Origin of the sequence: Micromonospora sp. H33 (genome assembly GCF_052068455.1) — a bacterium.
In the GTDB taxonomy this organism is placed as follows: domain Bacteria; phylum Actinomycetota; class Actinomycetes; order Mycobacteriales; family Micromonosporaceae; genus Micromonospora.
Map to the genome: position 1 here is coordinate 168,642 of NZ_JBQHDE010000004.1, position 14,876 is coordinate 183,517.

The following is a 14,876-nucleotide window of genomic DNA, read 5'->3' on the forward strand; positions in this document are numbered from 1 at the left end:
TGGCCGGCGCCGATCAGCCGTTCCCTTTTACAGAATTGCTTCCCGCGTCCACACACGAATCGCGGGGCCGATCGGTTCAATCGACCCCGAGTGAAATTGGCCACTGTTCCACATTCAACCTTGACAGCACATCGGTCGTATTACCGGGTGAACTGCCAAGAATGAGGAGGGCACGTGGCACAGATGAAGCGGACCGTCATCGTCGCGAGTGCGATGGTCGCACTTACGGCTTGCGCTCCCGCGGGCTACGACGGGGCGAACTCCAGCGCCGCCGAGCCGGTCGCCGTCGCCGCGGCCGAGCCCACCGCGGCTGTCGAACCCGAGGCGAGCGCGACCGCGTCCGCGGCACCGCCGGCGGACGACGTCGCCCCACAGCAGCCGCCCGCCAACGTCGATCTCACCGAGCGGCTCATCGGCAAGAAGGTCGCCCGGATGGGCAGTGTGGTCACCGACCAGGACGGGTGGATCCTGTACCGCTTCGACAAGGACACCAACGACCCGGCGGCCTCGAACTGCGTCGACAAGTGCGCGGAGGTGTGGCCGCCGGCGCTGACCGACGGTGAGCCGCAGCTCAACAACGTCACCGACGACCTGGTCGGCACCATCACGCGCCAGGACGGCACCCGGCAGATCACGCTGGACGGCTGGCCGCTGTACCGCTACATCGGCGACAAGAAGCCCGGCCAGTGGAAGGGCCAGGGCGTCGGCGGGACCTGGTTCGTGGTCGCCCCGGACGGCAAGAAGAACCTGACCTGCCTCCCGACCGGCACGCCGAAGCCCGTCGCGCCGCCGTCGGACGCGGAGAAGGACGAGGGCTCGGACTACTCGTACTGACCCATCCGGACCCGGTGGCCGGTCGGAGGAGGGAGGGCCGGCCGGCCACCGCCGCCAGATCCGGACGCCCGGCGTACCGGCAACGCCCACGCGTCCGACCGCGGCGCCGGCCCGTCCCGCGGGCCGGCGCCGCGCTGCGACGGTCCCCGGCCGTCGCGCAGCCCCCGGCGCGGACGTGGGCGGCAGGCCGCCCACGCCGGCAGGCGGCCCGCCGTGGTCCCCCCAACCCGCACCCACGGCCGGATTCCGGCCGGTCCGCCCGGTAAGGACGACACCGTCGGCGCCCAAGGCGCCGGCGGTGTCGTCCGTCACCTGCCCCGCGCGTGGCAGCATGTCCGGGTGACCGGGACCGAACCCTCCGCCCGCCGGGTGCTGCGCCCGCCCGCCGGGTACCGGCTGGCCGCGTCGGTCCGATCCCTCACCTTCAGCCCGTACGACCCCTGCGCGCGCGTCGCCGCCGGGACCTTCTGGTGGGCCACCCGCACCCCGGCCGGACCCGCGACCCTCGCCCTGCGGCCCGCCGCCGGTGACCTGGTGGCCGAGGGGTACGGCCCCGGCGCGGACTGGGTGGTGGAGCGGGCCGACGCGGTCGCCGGGCTCCGGGACGACCTGAGCGGGTTCGCCGAGCTGGCCGCCGCGCACCCGGTGGTGGCCGAGCTGGCGGCCCGGCAACGGGGGCTCCGGATGCCCACCACCGGCCAGGTGTTTCCCCGGCTGCTGCGGGCCATCTTCGAACAGAAGGTCACCGGCAAGGAGGCCTACCGGGCGTACGCCGCCACCGTCCGCCACTTCCGGGCGGCGGCTCCCGGTCCGGTGCCGTTGCTGCTCCCGCCGGAGCCGGCGGCGGTGGCCGCCACCCCGTACTGGGTCTTCCATCCCTTCGGCGTCGAGCAGCGCCGCGCCGACACGCTGCGCCGGGCCGCCGCGGTGGCCGACCGGCTGGAACGCTGCGCCGACTCGGCCGAGGCCACCCGCCGGCTCACCGCCGTCGCGGGGATCGGGCCGTGGACCGCCGCCGAAGTGGTGCGCGTCGCGTACGGCGACCCGGACGCGGTCAGCGTCGGCGACTACCACGTACCGAACACGGTGGCCTGGGCGCTGGCCGGGGAGCCGCGCGGAGACGACGCCCGGATGCTGGCCCTGCTGGAGCCGTTCCGGGGGCACCGGGGCCGCGTCTGCGTCCTGCTGGAGGCCGCCGGCATCCAGGCGCCGAAGTTCGGCCCCCGCGCACCGATCCGCTCCTTCGCGCGCTTCTAGGCCGTGTCGCGCCCGGCCGGCTGGGCGCGCGACGGGCCGGACGCGCGACCGGTCAGCGGGCGCAGAGGCGGCGCAGCGTCCGGCCCAGCCACCAGGCGTACGCGTGCTGCACGCCCCGGGCCGCCGGGCCGGCGGCGCGCACGAACCAGCGGTCCGGGACGCTGAATGCCACCACCTCGAACCAGACGTGGCCGGCGGCGTCCCGGCTGACCAGGAACGCCTCCTCGCCACGCTCCGGGTGGCCCGGTCGGGTGCCGTACCCGAAGCCGGCCCGTTCCGGGCCGTCCTCGGTCCAGACCACCTCGCAGGGGCCCCAGATCCGGAGGGGACCGACGCCCAGGCCCGCGGTGACGGCGACACCCGGTGCCGCGCGCGTGGCCTCGGTACGCATCCGCACCCCGGCCGTCCGGTGCAGCCGCCAGGTGAGGACCGCCTCGGCGGCGACCGCGAAGGCGCCCTCCGGGAGGCGGACCCGGTGCCGCAGGTGGTGGTAACCGGCGGGCAGCGGACCGTCACGCGTCGCACCCACCTCGGCGTAGGTCAGGTCGGGCACGGGTTCACAGTGCCACGACGCGTTCACCCCCGGTACGCGGGGCACCGCGGACCCGGCGGCCTGTGGTTGGCTGGGCCGCGTGACCGCACCACCGCTGATCGCCCCCGGGACCCCGGCCGACGCCGGGGAGATCCTGACCGTGCAGCGCGCCGCCTACCTGACCGAGGCGCAGCGCTACGCCGACCCGTTCCTGCCGCCGCTCACCGAGACGCTGGACGAGGTGCGCGCGGTGCTGGCCGGGCCGCAGAGCGTCCTCACCGCCCGGCTCGGCGGCCGGCTGGTCGGGTCCGTCCGGGTCCGCGTCGAGACGGACATCGCCCATGTGGGCCGGCTGTCGGTCGCCCCGGACCAGCAGGGCCGGGGCATCGGCGGGCGCCTGCTGCGGGCGGTCGAGGCGGTGGTGGCCGCGCGCGTCTGCCGCTTCGCCCTGTTCACCGGGGCGGACAGCGAGGAGAACCTCCGGCTGTACCAGCGACACGGCTACCGGGTCGTGGGGCACGAGCCGGATCCGAACGGCGTCCGGCTGGCCCTGCTGGAGAAGCCGGTGACGCTCCGCTGCTGAGCGGCGGGCTGTCGAGACCGACGGTCGCTCAGGCGGCCTCGCGCAGGTCGGCCAGCTCCAGCGGCGTACGCCGGCGCAACAGCTCGGCGAGCTCGTCGACCGTGCCGACCTCGCCGAGCACGTTCTTGCCCCCGCCGAACCTCTCCGGGTAGCGGTGCACCAGCCGGTACCGGTAGCGGCCGCGGATCAGCTCGACACTCACCCGCCACCGCCCGCAGCACCCACAGACCCACTCCGGCACCTCGCGAAAGTAGCTCTGACCTGCGGATTCCCGATTGCCCTGAGGACGACGAAGGGGGACGCCGAGGGACAGGCCACCCGCCGGCCGGCGGTGATCCTCCTCACGGTTGTCGGCGCCGTCTGGTTGACTGGTCGCCGTGAAGCTGCCGATCACCCCACCGGTCGAGCCGATGCTCGCCAAGAGCGTCCCGCGGGTCCCCACCGCGCCCGGGATGACGTACGAGCCGAAGTGGGACGGCTTCCGGTGCATCGTGTTCCGCGACGGCGACGAGGTCGAGCTGGCCAGCCGGGGCGGCAAGATGATGACGCGCTACTTCCCGGAGGTGGTCGAGCAGGCGCGCCGGCAACTGCCCGAACGCTGCGCGGTCGACGGCGAGCTGATCGTGATCCGGCGCGACGGGCCGGGTGGTCAGCCCCGGCTCGACTTCGAGCTGCTGGCCCAGCGCATCCACCCGGCCGCGTCCCGCGTGAAGCTGCTGGCCGAGACCACCCCCGCCGACTTCGTCGCGTTCGACCTGCTCGCGCTGGACGACGAGACGTTCCTCGACCAGCCCTACCCGGAGCGCCGGGCCCGGCTGGAGGCGGCGCTGGCCGGGGTCCGGCCGCCGGTGCACGTCACCCAGATCACCACCGACCCGCAGACGGCGCACCGCTGGTTCGACCTGTTCGAGGGCGCCGGGCTCGACGGGCTGATCGCGAAGCCGGCCGACCTGCCGTACGAGCCGGGCAAACGGCTGATGTTCAAGGTCAAGCACGCGCGCACCGCCGACGTCGTGGTGGCCGGCTTCCGCTGGCACAAGTCCGGCCCGGTGGTCGGCTCGCTCCTGCTCGGCCTCTATGACGACGAGGGCGTGCTGCACCACGTCGGGGTGAGCGCGTCGTTCACCATGGCCCGGCGTGAGGAGCTGCTGGCGGAGCTCGAGCCGTACCGGGACGCCGGCGCCGACCACCCGTGGGTGCACGGCGACCACGAGCGCGGCCAGCGCATCCCGGGCGGCGTCAGCCGCTGGACCGGCACGAAGAACCTGGAGTGGGAGCCGCTGCGCCCCGAGCTCGTCGTCGAGGTGGGCTACGACGCGATGGAGGGCGACCGGTTCCGGCACACCGCCCGCTTCGTCCGGTGGCGGCCGGACCGGGACCCCCGCTCCTGCCGCTACGACCAGCTCGACCGTCCGGTCCGCTTCGACGTGGACCAGGTGCTGCGGGGTGATCCGGCGAGCGTCGGCCCCGCGTCCGGGCCGGCGTAGCCTGGCCACGATCCCGATCACGAAAGGCGCGCTCGTGGTTCGCACTTCCGCCCGCCGGCCAGGAGACTGTCGGGAAACCTCGCGGCGGCTGCGGCGGGTCCAGCCGGTGATCCGCCTCGCTCGCCCCCGGGTTTCCCGACGGTCTCCAATCCTGGCCGGCCTGGTCGCCGCCACCCTGGTCCTGGCCGGCTGCACCGTGCCGGCGTTCGCTCCGCGGACGGATGTCGAGGGCGAAGCCGCGGCCCCGGGCACGGCACCGGCCTGGCGGGCCTGCCCGGAGGTGGCCGAGGAGTTGGTCGGCCGCACCGCGCCGGACATGCGGTACGAGTGCGCCCGCATCGAGGTGCCGCGCAACTGGGGTGGTGGCACCGGCGCCACCTCCGGCCCGGGCGCCGGGGAGACGTTCGAGATCGCGCTGCTGCGGGCCCGCTCGACCAAACAGCGGGCCCGGATCGGCTCGCTGGTGATCAACCCGGGCGGTCCCGGCGGATCGGGCGTGGACACGGCCGTTTACCTGTCCTTCGGTTCGGCGCTGGGCGGCCTGCCCGCTTCGGTCACCGAGCGCTTCGACATCGTCGGCTTCGACCCGCGCGGCGTCGCCCGCTCCAGCCCCGTGGAATGCATCTCCGACGACGACCTCGACGCGAGCTTCGGCTACGACCCCGATCCGGAGAGCCAGCAGGCGTTCGACGGCTTCGTCACGCTCAGCCAGCGCATCGGGCGCGGCTGCGGGGACCGGTACGGCGACCAGCTGCCGCTCTACGGCACCGAGCAGGCCGCCCGGGACATGGACGCGGTCCGGGCGGCGGTCGGCGACGAGAAGCTGACCTACCTGGGTTACTCGTACGGCACCCTGCTCGGCGCCACGTACGCCCAGCTGTACCCCCAGCGGGTCCGGGCGCTGGTGCTCGACGGGGCGGTCGACCCGCGGCAGGGCCTGATCGCCTCCTCGGAGAGCCAGGCCAAGGGCTTCGAGCGGGCGTTCACCAACTTCTCCCGGTGGTGCGCCGCCAACGCCGGCCGCCGCTGCCCGATCGCACCCGACGCCCGGGCGGCCGTCACGTCAGCGATCGACAAGGCGCGGGTGTCCCCCGTCCGGGGCGACGGCGGCCGGGAGGCGACCCCGGGGTGGATCTTCTACGCCGTGGTCTCCTCGCTCTACACGGAGTCGGGCTGGCAGGAGCTGGCCGGGGCGATCGACGAGCTGGAGGGCGGCGACCCGACCCACGTGTTCCGCCTCGCCGACGCGTACGCGGGCCGGGAGCCCGACGGCACGTACTCGAACCTGTTCGACGCCAACCTCGCGGTGAACTGCGCCGACGAGGAGGAGAAGCCGAGCCGGGAGCAGATCCGGCAGCTGCAGACGCGGTGGCGGGAGGCGTACCCGCTGTTCGGGCCGGCGCTCGCCGTCGGCATGCTCTCCTGCACCGAGTGGCCCGGCGGTCGGGACCCGTACCCGACCGGACGGGCGGACGGCGCGCCGCCGATCCTGGTCGTCGGCACGACCGGGGACCCGGCGACCCCGTACGAGCAGACGCCGGCACTCGCGCGGATGCTGGGGGTGGGCCGGGTGCTGACCTGGGAGGGCGAGGGGCACACCGCCTACCCGCAGACGTCCTGCGTCACCGCGGCGGTCGACGCCTACCTGATCTCGTTGACCGTTCCCAGGGAGGGGCTGCGCTGCCCGGCCCGCTGACCGGGTGCTCCGGCGGCAGGTCCGGCAGGTCGATGCCGTGCCGCGTGGCGATCTCCTCCAGCAGCGCCCGCATCCGACGGATGTCCGCCTTGAGCTGCTCCTGCTCGTCGTGCTCGAAGGCGTCGTCGTCGACGATGAGCCGGCTGGCGAAGTGCGCGGTGATGAGCGGGATGACCAGCAGCACCATGGTGGAGATGAGCAGCGCGGCCAGGGTGCGCCCGGCCCAGCTCTCCGGTGAGATGTCGCCGTAGCCGACGGTGGAGGCGGTCACCACCGCCCACCACACCGCGTCGCCGGGGGTGCGGTTCTCCACCTCGCCGTAGATGACGCCGGCGATCACGATCATCAGCAGGTACGACGTGATCAGCGTCCGCGGCGAGTTGGCGAACCAGATCAGCCCCCGGTAGATCCACCGGAACGGCAGCAGGAGGACGTCCATGGGGCATCATGCTGCCCGCTGTCCGCAACCACCGCCCGCACATCCGTCGGTGTCCCTGTGTCAAGCTCGGCCGCATGATCTTCCGTGAAGCCGTCCGGGCCGACCTTCCCGCCATCATCGCCCTGCTCGCCGACGACGTGCTCGGCCGGACGCGGGACCACGGCGGGGTCGACGAGCGGTACGAGCGCGCCTTCGCCGACATCACCGCCGACCCGCGCAACCAGCTCATCGTCGCCGACGCCGACGGTGAGCTGCTCGGGTGCATGCAGCTCACCTACATCCCGGGGCTGGGCCGGCACGGCACCGAGCGGCAGCTCATCGAGGCGGTCCGCGTGAGGTCGGACCAGCGCGGGCGCGGGCTCGGCCGGCAGATGATCACCTGGGCGATCGACCAGGCGCGGGCCCGTGGCTGCGGGCTGGTCCAGCTCACCACCGACAAGTCCCGCCACGACGCGCACCGCTTCTACCTGGGCCTCGGCTTCGTGGCGAGCCACGAGGGCATGAAGCTGGCCCTCTGACGCCGGCGCGGGGCGGAGGCAGTCGGCATCGCGAGGCGTGCGGCGTGCCGGGAGGCCGCGTGCCGGGTCGGTCAGCCGTCAGGCCGTCGACGCCGGCCGCCCGTCCCGTGATTCCGGCCAGCGCAGGCCCGCCTCCTCGGCGGCGTCCCGGACCCGCTCGACGAATCGGGCCACGCTGCCGTCCAGTTCGGCCAGCTCGGCCGGCCCGAGCAGCAGCACCGGCCCGCCGTCGGTCACGGCGAGCACGCAGGGCGTACGACCCTCGCTCGCGGCGTGGACGTCGGCGTTGCGCTCGTTGAGGTGCACCAGGTGCATCGGGACGCCGAGGGTGGGGACGAGGTCGCGCCACTCCCGCTTCGGCCCGAACCCCCGGTGGGTGATGTCGCAGAGGGCGCACTCCGTGGTGCCCCGGAGCTTGCCGATGAGGTACGCCAGCTCACCACGGAGGCCGCCGTCGGCGTGGTAGACGCCGATCAGCCGTCGGATCACACCGGTCGAGGGGGTCATGTCGACCAGTGTGCCGGACGCTGGCATGCACCTGCTTCGATCGCCTCATGGACGCAGTCACCCTTCTGCTCGTCGCCGTCGTGCTCGTGCTCGTGCTGGCGCAGGCGCCCGCCAACCGGCAGGCCGCCCGCACCGCGTACCGTCTGGCCGAACTGGAGCGTCGGTTGACCCTGGTGATGGACCACCTGGGGGTCGTCGACCGGGACCCGGTGCCGGCGGAGGTCCGGGCGCACCTGGCCCGGGGCGACCGGATCAAGGCGATCGCGGCCTACCGGAAGGCCACCGGGGCCGACCTGCGCTCCGCCAAGGCGGTCGTGGACGCGGTCGTCGGGCCCCGCTGAGACACGGGGCGGGCGGTTTCCGGGCGGACGGTCAGCGGGGGCGGTCGCGGTCCTTGGAGGGCTGGACCCGCTTCGGCTCACCGGGCATCTTGGGGTGGTCCGGCGGATAGGGCATGTCGCCCTGCCCGGCGGCGGCGTCCCGCTCGGCCCACTCCAGCAGCGGCGTGATGTCCCACCCGGAGTCGTCGATGCCGGCGTGCGGGTCGCCCCGCTCGGCCAGCCGCGCCGGGACGCTGCGCAGGTCGAAGTCGTCCGGGTCGACGTCGGGCAGCTCTTCCCACGTCAGCGGGGTGGAGACGGTGGCCCGGGCGTTGGCCCGCAGCGAGTACGCGCACGCGATCGTCCGGTCCCGGGCCATCTGGTTGTAGTCGACGAAGACCCGGGTGCCGCGCTCCTCCTTCCACCAGGCGGTGGTGACCAGTTCCGGCCGGCGCCGCTCCAGCTCCCGGGCCAGCGCGATGGTCGCCCGGCGGACCTCGACGAACGTCCAGCGCGGCTGGATGCGCAGGTAGACGTGGACGCCACGGCCGCCGGAGGTCTTCGGCCAGCCGGGAACACCCAGCTCGTCGAGGATCCCCCGCAGCTCGGCCGCGGCGGTGGCGGCGTCGGCGAAGTCGGTGCCGGGCTGCGGGTCGAGGTCGACGCGCAGCTCGTCGGGGCGGTCCGGATCGGCGGAGCGGACCGGCCACGGGTGAAACACCACCGTGCCCATCTGAGCGGCCCAGGCCACGTGGGCCAGGTCGGCCGGGCAAAGCTCGGCAGCCTTCCGGCCGCTGGGGAAGCTGATCTCCGCGGTCTCGACCCACGGGGGGACGCCCCGGGCCGGCACCCGCTTCTGGAAGAACATCTCCCCCTCGATGCCCTCCGGGAAGCGTTGCAGGGTGGTCGGCCGGTCGCGCAGGGCGCGCATGATGCCGTCGCCGACGGCAAGGTAGTAGTGGAAGACGTCGGCCTTGGTGAAGCCCCGCTCAGGGAACATCACCCGGTCCGGACTGCTCAGCCGGACGCGGTGCCCGGCGACCTCGATCTCCTCGACTGCGGCCTTCGTGCCACCCATTGCGCGACCATATGCGATGACTCCGACATCCGGCGTACCGTTGGCGGGTGAGTCTCGACGACACCGAACTGCCCCGCACCGAGGACGAGTGGCGGGTCCGGCTCAGCCCCGAGGAGTTCCGGGTGCTGCGCGAGCACGGCACCGAAGCCCCGTGGACCGGCGAGTACGTGAACACCAAGACGCCCGGCGTCTACCACTGCCGCGCCTGTGGGCTGGAGCTGTTCTCCAGCGACACCAAGTTCGACTCGAACTGCGGCTGGCCGAGCTTCGACGACGCCATCCCGGGTCGGGTCAAGGAGATCGAGGACCGCAGCCTCGGCATGGCCCGGACGGAGATCCGTTGCGCACGGTGCGACAGCCACCTGGGCCACGTCTTCCACGGCGAGGGGTTCACCCCGAAGGACACCCGGCACTGCGTAAACTCCGTCTCGGTCCGCCTGGAGCCGCGCGAGGGCTGAGCGGCTCACCCCGCCAGCAGGTCGACCTGGGCAGTACGCGAGCGGGCGACGCGTTCGGCGAGGTCGCGCACGGGTGCGCTGCCACCCACCGCGAGGTGCGCCCGGGCGAGGTCCGCTGCCGCGCGTTGATGCTCGGCGAGCACCGCCCGGAGGACCCGGTCGACGTCGGCGGGGGCCGCGCCGCGCAGGCGGGCCAGGTCGTCGGCGTCGGCGTGCCCGGCGTGGTCGTGCCCGCTCCCGCTCGTGGGCCGGCCGGCGTCACGCAGCCAGGTCCGCATCGTCCGCAACTCGTCGGACTCGGTTGCCTCGATCGCGTCGACCAGGGTCCGGAGCTGGGCGTCGGTCAGCCGGCCCTCAACCACGCGGACGATCTCCAGTGTCCGCTCGGTGTGCGCCACCATCGCGGTGAGGAAGGGCGCGTCGACGCCCTGAAGGGCTGTCGGGGTGGCGGCGGGAGCCACCGGTGGCGAGGTGCCGGCGGAGCTCGCGGCGCCCGGGCCGCCCGTGCAGCCGCCGGTCAGAAGCAGCGCCGCCAGCAGGATGCACACGCGCCGGGTCATGCGTCCTCCCGTCGAGGGCGTGGTCGGCGGGTGCGGCCCGCTCTGGGTACGGGGCCGCACCCGGTCGCTCAGACCTGGGTCCACAGGGCCGCGGTGTACGGCGGCTCCCAGCCGGGGAGCGCGGTGTGCGCCTGGCGGCACCGGTACGTCGCCCCGCCGTAGGTCACCTGGTCGCCGACCTGGTAGGTGCGGCCTGCCGTCCAGGTGCCGCCCGGGGCGGGAGGCGGGGTGGTCGGCGCGGCGGTCGGCGTCGGGCTCGGGCTGGTGGGCGGCGGCGTGGTCGGCGTGGGGCCGCCCCCGCCTCCGATCTGGAGATCCACGCAGGAGTAGAAGGCGTTGGCAGTGTCGGCGATGTTCCACACCGCGAGGACCTTCTGCCGGCCGGAGTAGGCGCCGAGGTTCACCGTGTGCGACACGGTGGCGCCGGGCTGCTGACCGCCGCCGCTGAACACGGCGATCCGGGTGTTGCCGATGAAGTACTCCCAGTTGCTGGTGGCGTGCCGGGCGGTGTTGGTCCAGGTGAACGTGACGGTGCTGCCGACGCTGGTGGCCGGCCAGCCCCGGCTGTCGTCGTTGAGGACGGCGAAGTGGGCGATGCCGGCGTGGCAGTTCCGCAGCCCCTTGGGGCCCTCGACGCTCTGCGGCTCCCACTTGATCTGGCCGCAGTCGGGCACCCGGTTCTGCGCACAGAGCGCCTGACGGCTGGGCGGGCCGGACACGTACCCGTGCGCCTGGGCCGGCGCCGCGACGGCCAGCGAGGACAGGACGGCGCCCGTCGCGACCAACGGGAGGGTGATTCTTCGACGCATGGCGGCATCTCCTTTGCGGACGAAAGATGCCACTCAAGGTAAATTAAACCTTGTTAACAGTAAAGACCCCTGTCGATAAAAACATCGACGGAGGTGAGCCCGGAGACGGCGGCGGCGAGCGCGCGGGTCAGATCCGCAGCAGGCTGCCCTGCTCGTCGATCCGGTCGGCGCAGTCGTCGTCGAGCCAGACCCCGCCGGTGGCGAGGTACCGGAAGCGGTACTCGCCCGGCGCGAGCTTGACCGTGATCGTGCGCGTGCCGTCCCGGCGGGCGACCAGCTCGTGCCGACCCGGCTGCCACCCGTTGAAGCACCCCACCACGCTGACCGTCCCGGGCGGGGTGTCGCGGGGCAGGCAGAACGTGACGCGGGTCTGGTTGCCGAAGAGCCTGTTGCGCTTGATCACGGTCTTTCCTCCGGGGGTCGGGTGTTCCATCGGTACCAACGGCCGACACGCCGGGGACGACTCGCCGTGGAACCGGATCAGGTTCGCCGGTTCCGGTTGCCGGAGCGTGTCACGTGTTCGACGCTTGCGTTACGTGTCCACAATCGGGGGTTTTGTCATGGCGACCTGTGAGGTCTGCGGTAACGACTACTGGATGGCGTTCGAGGTGCGTACGGTCAGCGGCGACGTGCACACCTTCGACTCTTTCGAGTGCGCGATTCACAAGATGGCACCGATCTGCGAGCACTGCCAGATCAAGATCGTAGGGCACGGCGTGGAGGTGTCCGGGCGCTTCTTCTGCTGCGCCCACTGCGCCCGTGCCGAGGAGGGCGAGCAGGGCGCCCAGGTCCGCGACGCCGTCGGCGCCCGCCCGGCGTCGTAGCAGACCACCCGACCATGATCGGATGATGCGCAGCCGGTCGACACTCGGCGTGTCGACCGGCCGGGCATCATCCGATCAACGGGGAGCACCACGGCCCGTGAGGGTCCCGCCGCCGTAAGCGAGTGGTAAGGGTGCTCCGGCGCGGGGTCCGGTTAGCATCCGGACATGCCCGCCACCACCAGACCCGTCGCGGCCGCGCTGGCCGCCGTCCTGGCGCTCACCGCCTGTGCCGGCACCGGCGAGGAGCCCCGCGGCGCCGAGCCCGGACGTACCGCGACCGCGGCCCCGGGCGCGCCGACCACCGCCGCGCCGGGTCCCGCCGGCAGCACCGCCACCGCGGGTACGACCGTGCCACAGACCCTCGACTTCACCGCACGGACCATCGCCGGTGACTCCTTCGCCGGGGCCAGCCTCGCCGGCAGGCCGGCCGTGCTGTGGTTCTGGGCCGCCTGGTGCACCCGGTGCCGGGGCGTCGCCGACTCGGTCGCCGCGGTCCAACGGGACAATGCGGCCCGCGTCAACCTGATTGGGGTGGCCGGGCTGGGCAGCGGCGACGAGGCGATGCGCCGGTTCGCGCGGGACACCGGCATCGAGGATTTCCCGAACCTCGCCGACGACGACGGCGCGGTGTGGCGCCGGTTCGGCGTGACCAGCCAGGAGCACTACGTGCTGCTGGACTCGACCGGGAAGGTCGTGCACACCGGGCCGCTGTCGCAGGCCGACCTGCGCCGACGCGTCGCCGAGCTGAGCTGACATGCCCGACGCCCCCTACGGTCTCGCGCTCGGCGCCGGCCTGCTCGCCGCCGTCAACCCGTGCGGCTTCGCGATGCTGCCCGCGTACCTGTCGGTGTTGGTGCTGGGCGACGGCCCGGCGGACGCGCGCGGGCCGCTCGCGCCGGTGGGCCGGGCGCTGGCCCTGACCGCCGCGATGACCGTCGGCTTCGTCGCCGTCTTCGGTGCGTTCGGCCTGCTCGCCGGTCCCGCCGCCGACGCCCTCGCGAGCCGCCTGCCCTGGGTGTCGGTCGCGATCGGGCTGGCCCTGGTCGCCGCGGGCGGCTGGCTGCTCGCGGGCCGGGCGCTTCCCACGATCGCGCCCCGGCTGGCCGGCGGCCCCGAGGTGCGGCGGAGCTTCGGGTCGATGGTCCTCTTCGGCGCGGCGTACGCGGTCGCCTCGCTCGGCTGCACCATCGGGCCGTTCCTGGCCGTCGTGGTCGCCGGGTTCCGGGCCGGCAGCCCGCTCGCCGGGGTCGGGCTCTTCGTCGCGTACGCGATCGGCATGGGCCTGGTGGTCGGTGCCGCCGCCCTCGCCGTCGCGCTGGCCCGGGAGTCCCTGGTGCGCCGCACCCGGCGGGCCGCGCCGCTGCTCGGCCGCCTCGCCGGCGTCCTGCTGGTGCTCACCGGCGGCTACGTGGCCTGGTACGGCTGGTACGAGATCCGGCTCTTCGCCGGGCGGGGCGCCGCCGACCCGGTGATCGACGCCGCCGGCCGGGCGCAGACCGCGCTCAGCGGCTGGGTGGGCGGGCTCGGCCCGTGGCTGGTCGGGGCCGCGGCCGGCGCGCTGCTCGCGGTGGCCGCCGGCGCCACGGTGGTACGCCGCCGGCACGCCACCGATCGCCCGGCTCCCGCCCGGGGCGAGCCGGTGGACGCCGCCTGAGTCCGGCCGGGATCGGGGGAGGTCCGCCGCCTACCATCGCGGGGTGCCGCACACCGAACTCCGCTCCGCCTCGTTCGCCGACCTGTCCGCCCGCACCTTCCACGACCTGCTCCGGCTGCGGATCGACGTGTTCGTGGTGGAGCAGGCGTGCCCGTACCCGGAACTGGACGGCCGCGACGTCGAGCCGGGCACCCGGCACGTCTGGCTGGAGGAGGACGGGGTGCCGCTGGCGTACCTGCGGATCCTGGCCGACCCGGACGGCGTGGCGCGGATCGGCCGGGTGGTGGTGGCCAGGCAGGCGCGCGGCGGCGGGTACGCGGGCCGGCTGATGAGGGCGGCCCTGGCCGAGGTCGGCGACCGTCCGTCCGTGCTGGAGGCGCAGTCGCACCTGGTCGACTTCTACGCGCGGCACGGCTTCGCGGTCAGCGGCCCGCAGTACGTCGAGGACGGCATCCCGCACACCCCCATGCGCCGGAACGCATTGACGTAATCCGATTGATATGGGAGTCTGCCGGCGGAGCCAACCGCGCGGGTGACGCGGGTGCGGGAGGGGCAACTCCCGAGCCGTCCGGGCGTCGTCGTCGATCCGACCACTCCCCCGGGGGCCCCATGTCCTCTCTGTGGAACTGGAACGGCCTGTTCCGGGAGGGCGTCGCCGGCAACCACCAGGGCGCCATCCCGGACGGGCAACTGTGCAGCGGCGGCCGTACCGAGGGCGGGCGCTACAACGCCCTCGACGCGGTCGGCGCCTGGAAGACCTCGCCGGTGTCCAGCAACTTCCGGGTCCGCCTGTACGACCAGGCCAGTCACGGCGCCGACTACATCCGCGTGTACGTGACGAAGCAGGGCTTCAACGCGCTCACGCAACCGCTGGGCTGGGGCAACCTGGAGCTGGTCGGCCAGATCGGCAACACCCCGGCCTCGCAGTGGACCCCGGAGAGCGACGGCGGCGTGTCGATCCAGATCCCGGCGAACGCGCCCGGCCGGACCGGCAACCAGTGGTCCGGTGGCTTCCAGGCCGACGTGACGGTCACCGCCGGCGGCTCGGCGATCCGGGGCTGGTCGGTGAGCTGGACGTTCGCCAACGGCCAGCAGGTCACCCAGGCCTGGAACGCCACGGTCAGCCGGAGCGGTGACACGGTCGTCGCCCGCAACGTCGACTACAACGGCAACCTCGGTGCCGGCGCGAGCACCACGTTCGGCTTCACCGGGTCCTGGAACGGCAGCAACCCGGTACCCGTCGTGGCCTGCACGACCGCCTGAGTCCCGGCCGGGGCCGCGCCCATCTCCCTCCGGGCGTGGCCCCGGTCGGCCGCCACC

Annotated in this window: 21 protein-coding genes; 13 read left to right on the forward strand and 8 right to left on the reverse strand. The window is 73.8% G+C overall.

What is annotated here, in order from left to right; all coding sequences use genetic code 11:
• The first annotated feature begins 174 nt into the window (after positions 1-174).
• Both ACTMS0_RS12575 and ACTMS0_RS12580 read left to right on the forward strand, forming a co-directional pair.
• Positions 175-834, forward strand: a complete 660-nt coding sequence (locus ACTMS0_RS12575) for a COG4315 family predicted lipoprotein (protein ID WP_441155320.1) — start codon at positions 175-177, stop codon at positions 832-834.
• 339 nt (positions 835-1,173) lie between these two features.
• Positions 1,174-2,091, forward strand: a complete 918-nt coding sequence (locus tag ACTMS0_RS12580; RefSeq protein WP_441155321.1) for a DNA-3-methyladenine glycosylase family protein — start codon at positions 1,174-1,176, stop codon at positions 2,089-2,091.
• 52 nt (positions 2,092-2,143) lie between these two features.
• Here the strand turns inward: ACTMS0_RS12580 and ACTMS0_RS12585 are convergent, their stop codons facing one another.
• A complete protein-coding gene (locus tag ACTMS0_RS12585; protein ID WP_441155322.1) occupies positions 2,144-2,644 on the reverse strand; it encodes a DUF1990 family protein in 501 nt (166 codons plus the stop codon).
• A gap of 79 nt (positions 2,645-2,723) precedes the next feature.
• Here ACTMS0_RS12585 and ACTMS0_RS12590 point away from each other — a divergent pair, with 79 nt between their 5' ends.
• A complete protein-coding gene (locus ACTMS0_RS12590; protein WP_441155323.1) occupies positions 2,724-3,206 on the forward strand; it encodes a GNAT family N-acetyltransferase in 483 nt (160 codons plus the stop codon).
• A 28-nt stretch (positions 3,207-3,234) separates the two neighbouring features.
• Here ACTMS0_RS12590 and ACTMS0_RS12595 read toward each other — a convergent pair whose 3' ends face one another.
• Positions 3,235-3,447, reverse strand: coding sequence for a hypothetical protein (locus ACTMS0_RS12595; protein WP_441155324.1), 213 nt, complete (start codon positions 3,445-3,447; stop codon positions 3,235-3,237).
• 136 nt (positions 3,448-3,583) lie between these two features.
• Between ACTMS0_RS12595 and ACTMS0_RS12600 the strand changes: the two genes are divergently transcribed.
• Both ACTMS0_RS12600 and ACTMS0_RS12605 read left to right on the forward strand, forming a co-directional pair.
• Positions 3,584-4,693, forward strand: a complete 1,110-nt coding sequence (locus ACTMS0_RS12600) for an ATP-dependent DNA ligase (RefSeq protein WP_441155325.1) — start codon at positions 3,584-3,586, stop codon at positions 4,691-4,693.
• A gap of 148 nt (positions 4,694-4,841) precedes the next feature.
• Positions 4,842-6,389, forward strand: coding sequence for an alpha/beta hydrolase (locus ACTMS0_RS12605; RefSeq protein ID WP_441155577.1), 1,548 nt, complete (start codon positions 4,842-4,844; stop codon positions 6,387-6,389).
• Here the strand turns inward: ACTMS0_RS12605 and ACTMS0_RS12610 are convergent.
• Complete coding sequence (locus ACTMS0_RS12610) at positions 6,316-6,828, reverse strand: ion channel (protein WP_441155326.1); 513 nt, start codon at positions 6,826-6,828, stop codon at positions 6,316-6,318. The two genes, ACTMS0_RS12605 and ACTMS0_RS12610, sit on opposite strands and share 74 nt — an antisense overlap.
• A 74-nt stretch (positions 6,829-6,902) precedes the next feature.
• Here ACTMS0_RS12610 and ACTMS0_RS12615 point away from each other — a divergent pair, with 74 nt between their 5' ends.
• The gene (locus ACTMS0_RS12615; protein ID WP_441155327.1) at positions 6,903-7,346 is read left to right on the forward strand and encodes an N-acetyltransferase family protein; all 444 of its coding nucleotides are present in this window, start codon (positions 6,903-6,905) and stop codon (positions 7,344-7,346) included.
• A gap of 78 nt (positions 7,347-7,424) precedes the next feature.
• Here the strand turns inward: ACTMS0_RS12615 and ACTMS0_RS12620 are convergent, their stop codons facing one another.
• On the reverse strand, positions 7,425-7,853 hold the full coding sequence (locus ACTMS0_RS12620) for a hypothetical protein (protein ID WP_441155328.1): 429 nt from the start codon (positions 7,851-7,853) through the stop codon (positions 7,425-7,427).
• A 47-nt stretch (positions 7,854-7,900) separates the two neighbouring features.
• Between ACTMS0_RS12620 and ACTMS0_RS12625 the strand changes: the two genes are divergently transcribed.
• Entirely contained in the window at positions 7,901-8,194 is a 294-nt protein-coding gene (locus ACTMS0_RS12625) for a hypothetical protein (protein ID WP_441155329.1), read from the forward strand.
• A gap of 31 nt (positions 8,195-8,225) precedes the next feature.
• Here the strand turns inward: ACTMS0_RS12625 and ligD are convergent, their stop codons facing one another.
• Positions 8,226-9,251 (reverse strand): non-homologous end-joining DNA ligase, encoded by a 1,026-nt coding sequence (gene ligD, locus ACTMS0_RS12630; protein ID WP_441155330.1) that lies wholly within the window; start codon positions 9,249-9,251, stop codon positions 8,226-8,228.
• A gap of 47 nt (positions 9,252-9,298) precedes the next feature.
• On the opposite strand from ligD, the gene msrB reads away from it, so the two are divergent.
• Entirely contained in the window at positions 9,299-9,709 is a 411-nt protein-coding gene (msrB, locus tag ACTMS0_RS12635; RefSeq protein WP_441155331.1) for a peptide-methionine (R)-S-oxide reductase MsrB, read from the forward strand.
• A 5-nt stretch (positions 9,710-9,714) separates the two neighbouring features.
• On the opposite strand, the gene ACTMS0_RS12640 is transcribed toward msrB, so the two are convergent.
• The 3 genes from ACTMS0_RS12640 to ACTMS0_RS12650 form a co-directional block, all read right to left on the reverse strand.
• Positions 9,715-10,353, reverse strand: coding sequence for a DUF305 domain-containing protein (locus ACTMS0_RS12640; RefSeq protein WP_441155332.1), 639 nt, complete (start codon positions 10,351-10,353; stop codon positions 9,715-9,717).
• On the reverse strand, positions 10,338-11,078 hold the full coding sequence (locus ACTMS0_RS12645; RefSeq protein WP_441155333.1) for a lytic polysaccharide monooxygenase: 741 nt from the start codon (positions 11,076-11,078) through the stop codon (positions 10,338-10,340). Before ACTMS0_RS12645 ends, ACTMS0_RS12640 begins: the two co-directional genes overlap by 16 nt.
• A gap of 127 nt (positions 11,079-11,205) precedes the next feature.
• Complete coding sequence (locus ACTMS0_RS12650; RefSeq protein WP_441155334.1) at positions 11,206-11,481, reverse strand: isoamylase early set domain-containing protein; 276 nt, start codon at positions 11,479-11,481, stop codon at positions 11,206-11,208.
• 157 nt (positions 11,482-11,638) lie between these two features.
• Here ACTMS0_RS12650 and ACTMS0_RS12655 point away from each other — a divergent pair, with 157 nt between their 5' ends.
• From ACTMS0_RS12655 to ACTMS0_RS12675, 5 genes are all read left to right on the forward strand, one after another.
• Positions 11,639-11,902 carry a Prokaryotic metallothionein gene (locus tag ACTMS0_RS12655; protein ID WP_441155335.1) on the forward strand — a complete coding sequence of 88 codons (264 nt, stop codon included), beginning with the start codon at positions 11,639-11,641 and terminating at the stop codon, positions 11,900-11,902.
• 165 nt (positions 11,903-12,067) lie between these two features.
• Positions 12,068-12,655 carry a redoxin domain-containing protein gene (locus ACTMS0_RS12660; RefSeq protein ID WP_441155336.1) on the forward strand — a complete coding sequence of 196 codons (588 nt, stop codon included), beginning with the start codon at positions 12,068-12,070 and terminating at the stop codon, positions 12,653-12,655.
• A 1-nt stretch (position 12,656) separates the two neighbouring features.
• Positions 12,657-13,556, forward strand: a complete 900-nt coding sequence (locus ACTMS0_RS12665; protein ID WP_441155337.1) for a cytochrome c biogenesis CcdA family protein — start codon at positions 12,657-12,659, stop codon at positions 13,554-13,556.
• Positions 13,557-13,599: 43 nt separating this feature from the next.
• A complete protein-coding gene (locus tag ACTMS0_RS12670; protein ID WP_441155338.1) occupies positions 13,600-14,046 on the forward strand; it encodes a GNAT family N-acetyltransferase in 447 nt (148 codons plus the stop codon).
• 119 nt (positions 14,047-14,165) lie between these two features.
• A complete protein-coding gene (locus ACTMS0_RS12675) occupies positions 14,166-14,819 on the forward strand; it encodes a cellulose binding domain-containing protein (RefSeq protein WP_441155339.1) in 654 nt (217 codons plus the stop codon).
• The last annotated feature ends 57 nt before the right edge of the window (positions 14,820-14,876 follow it).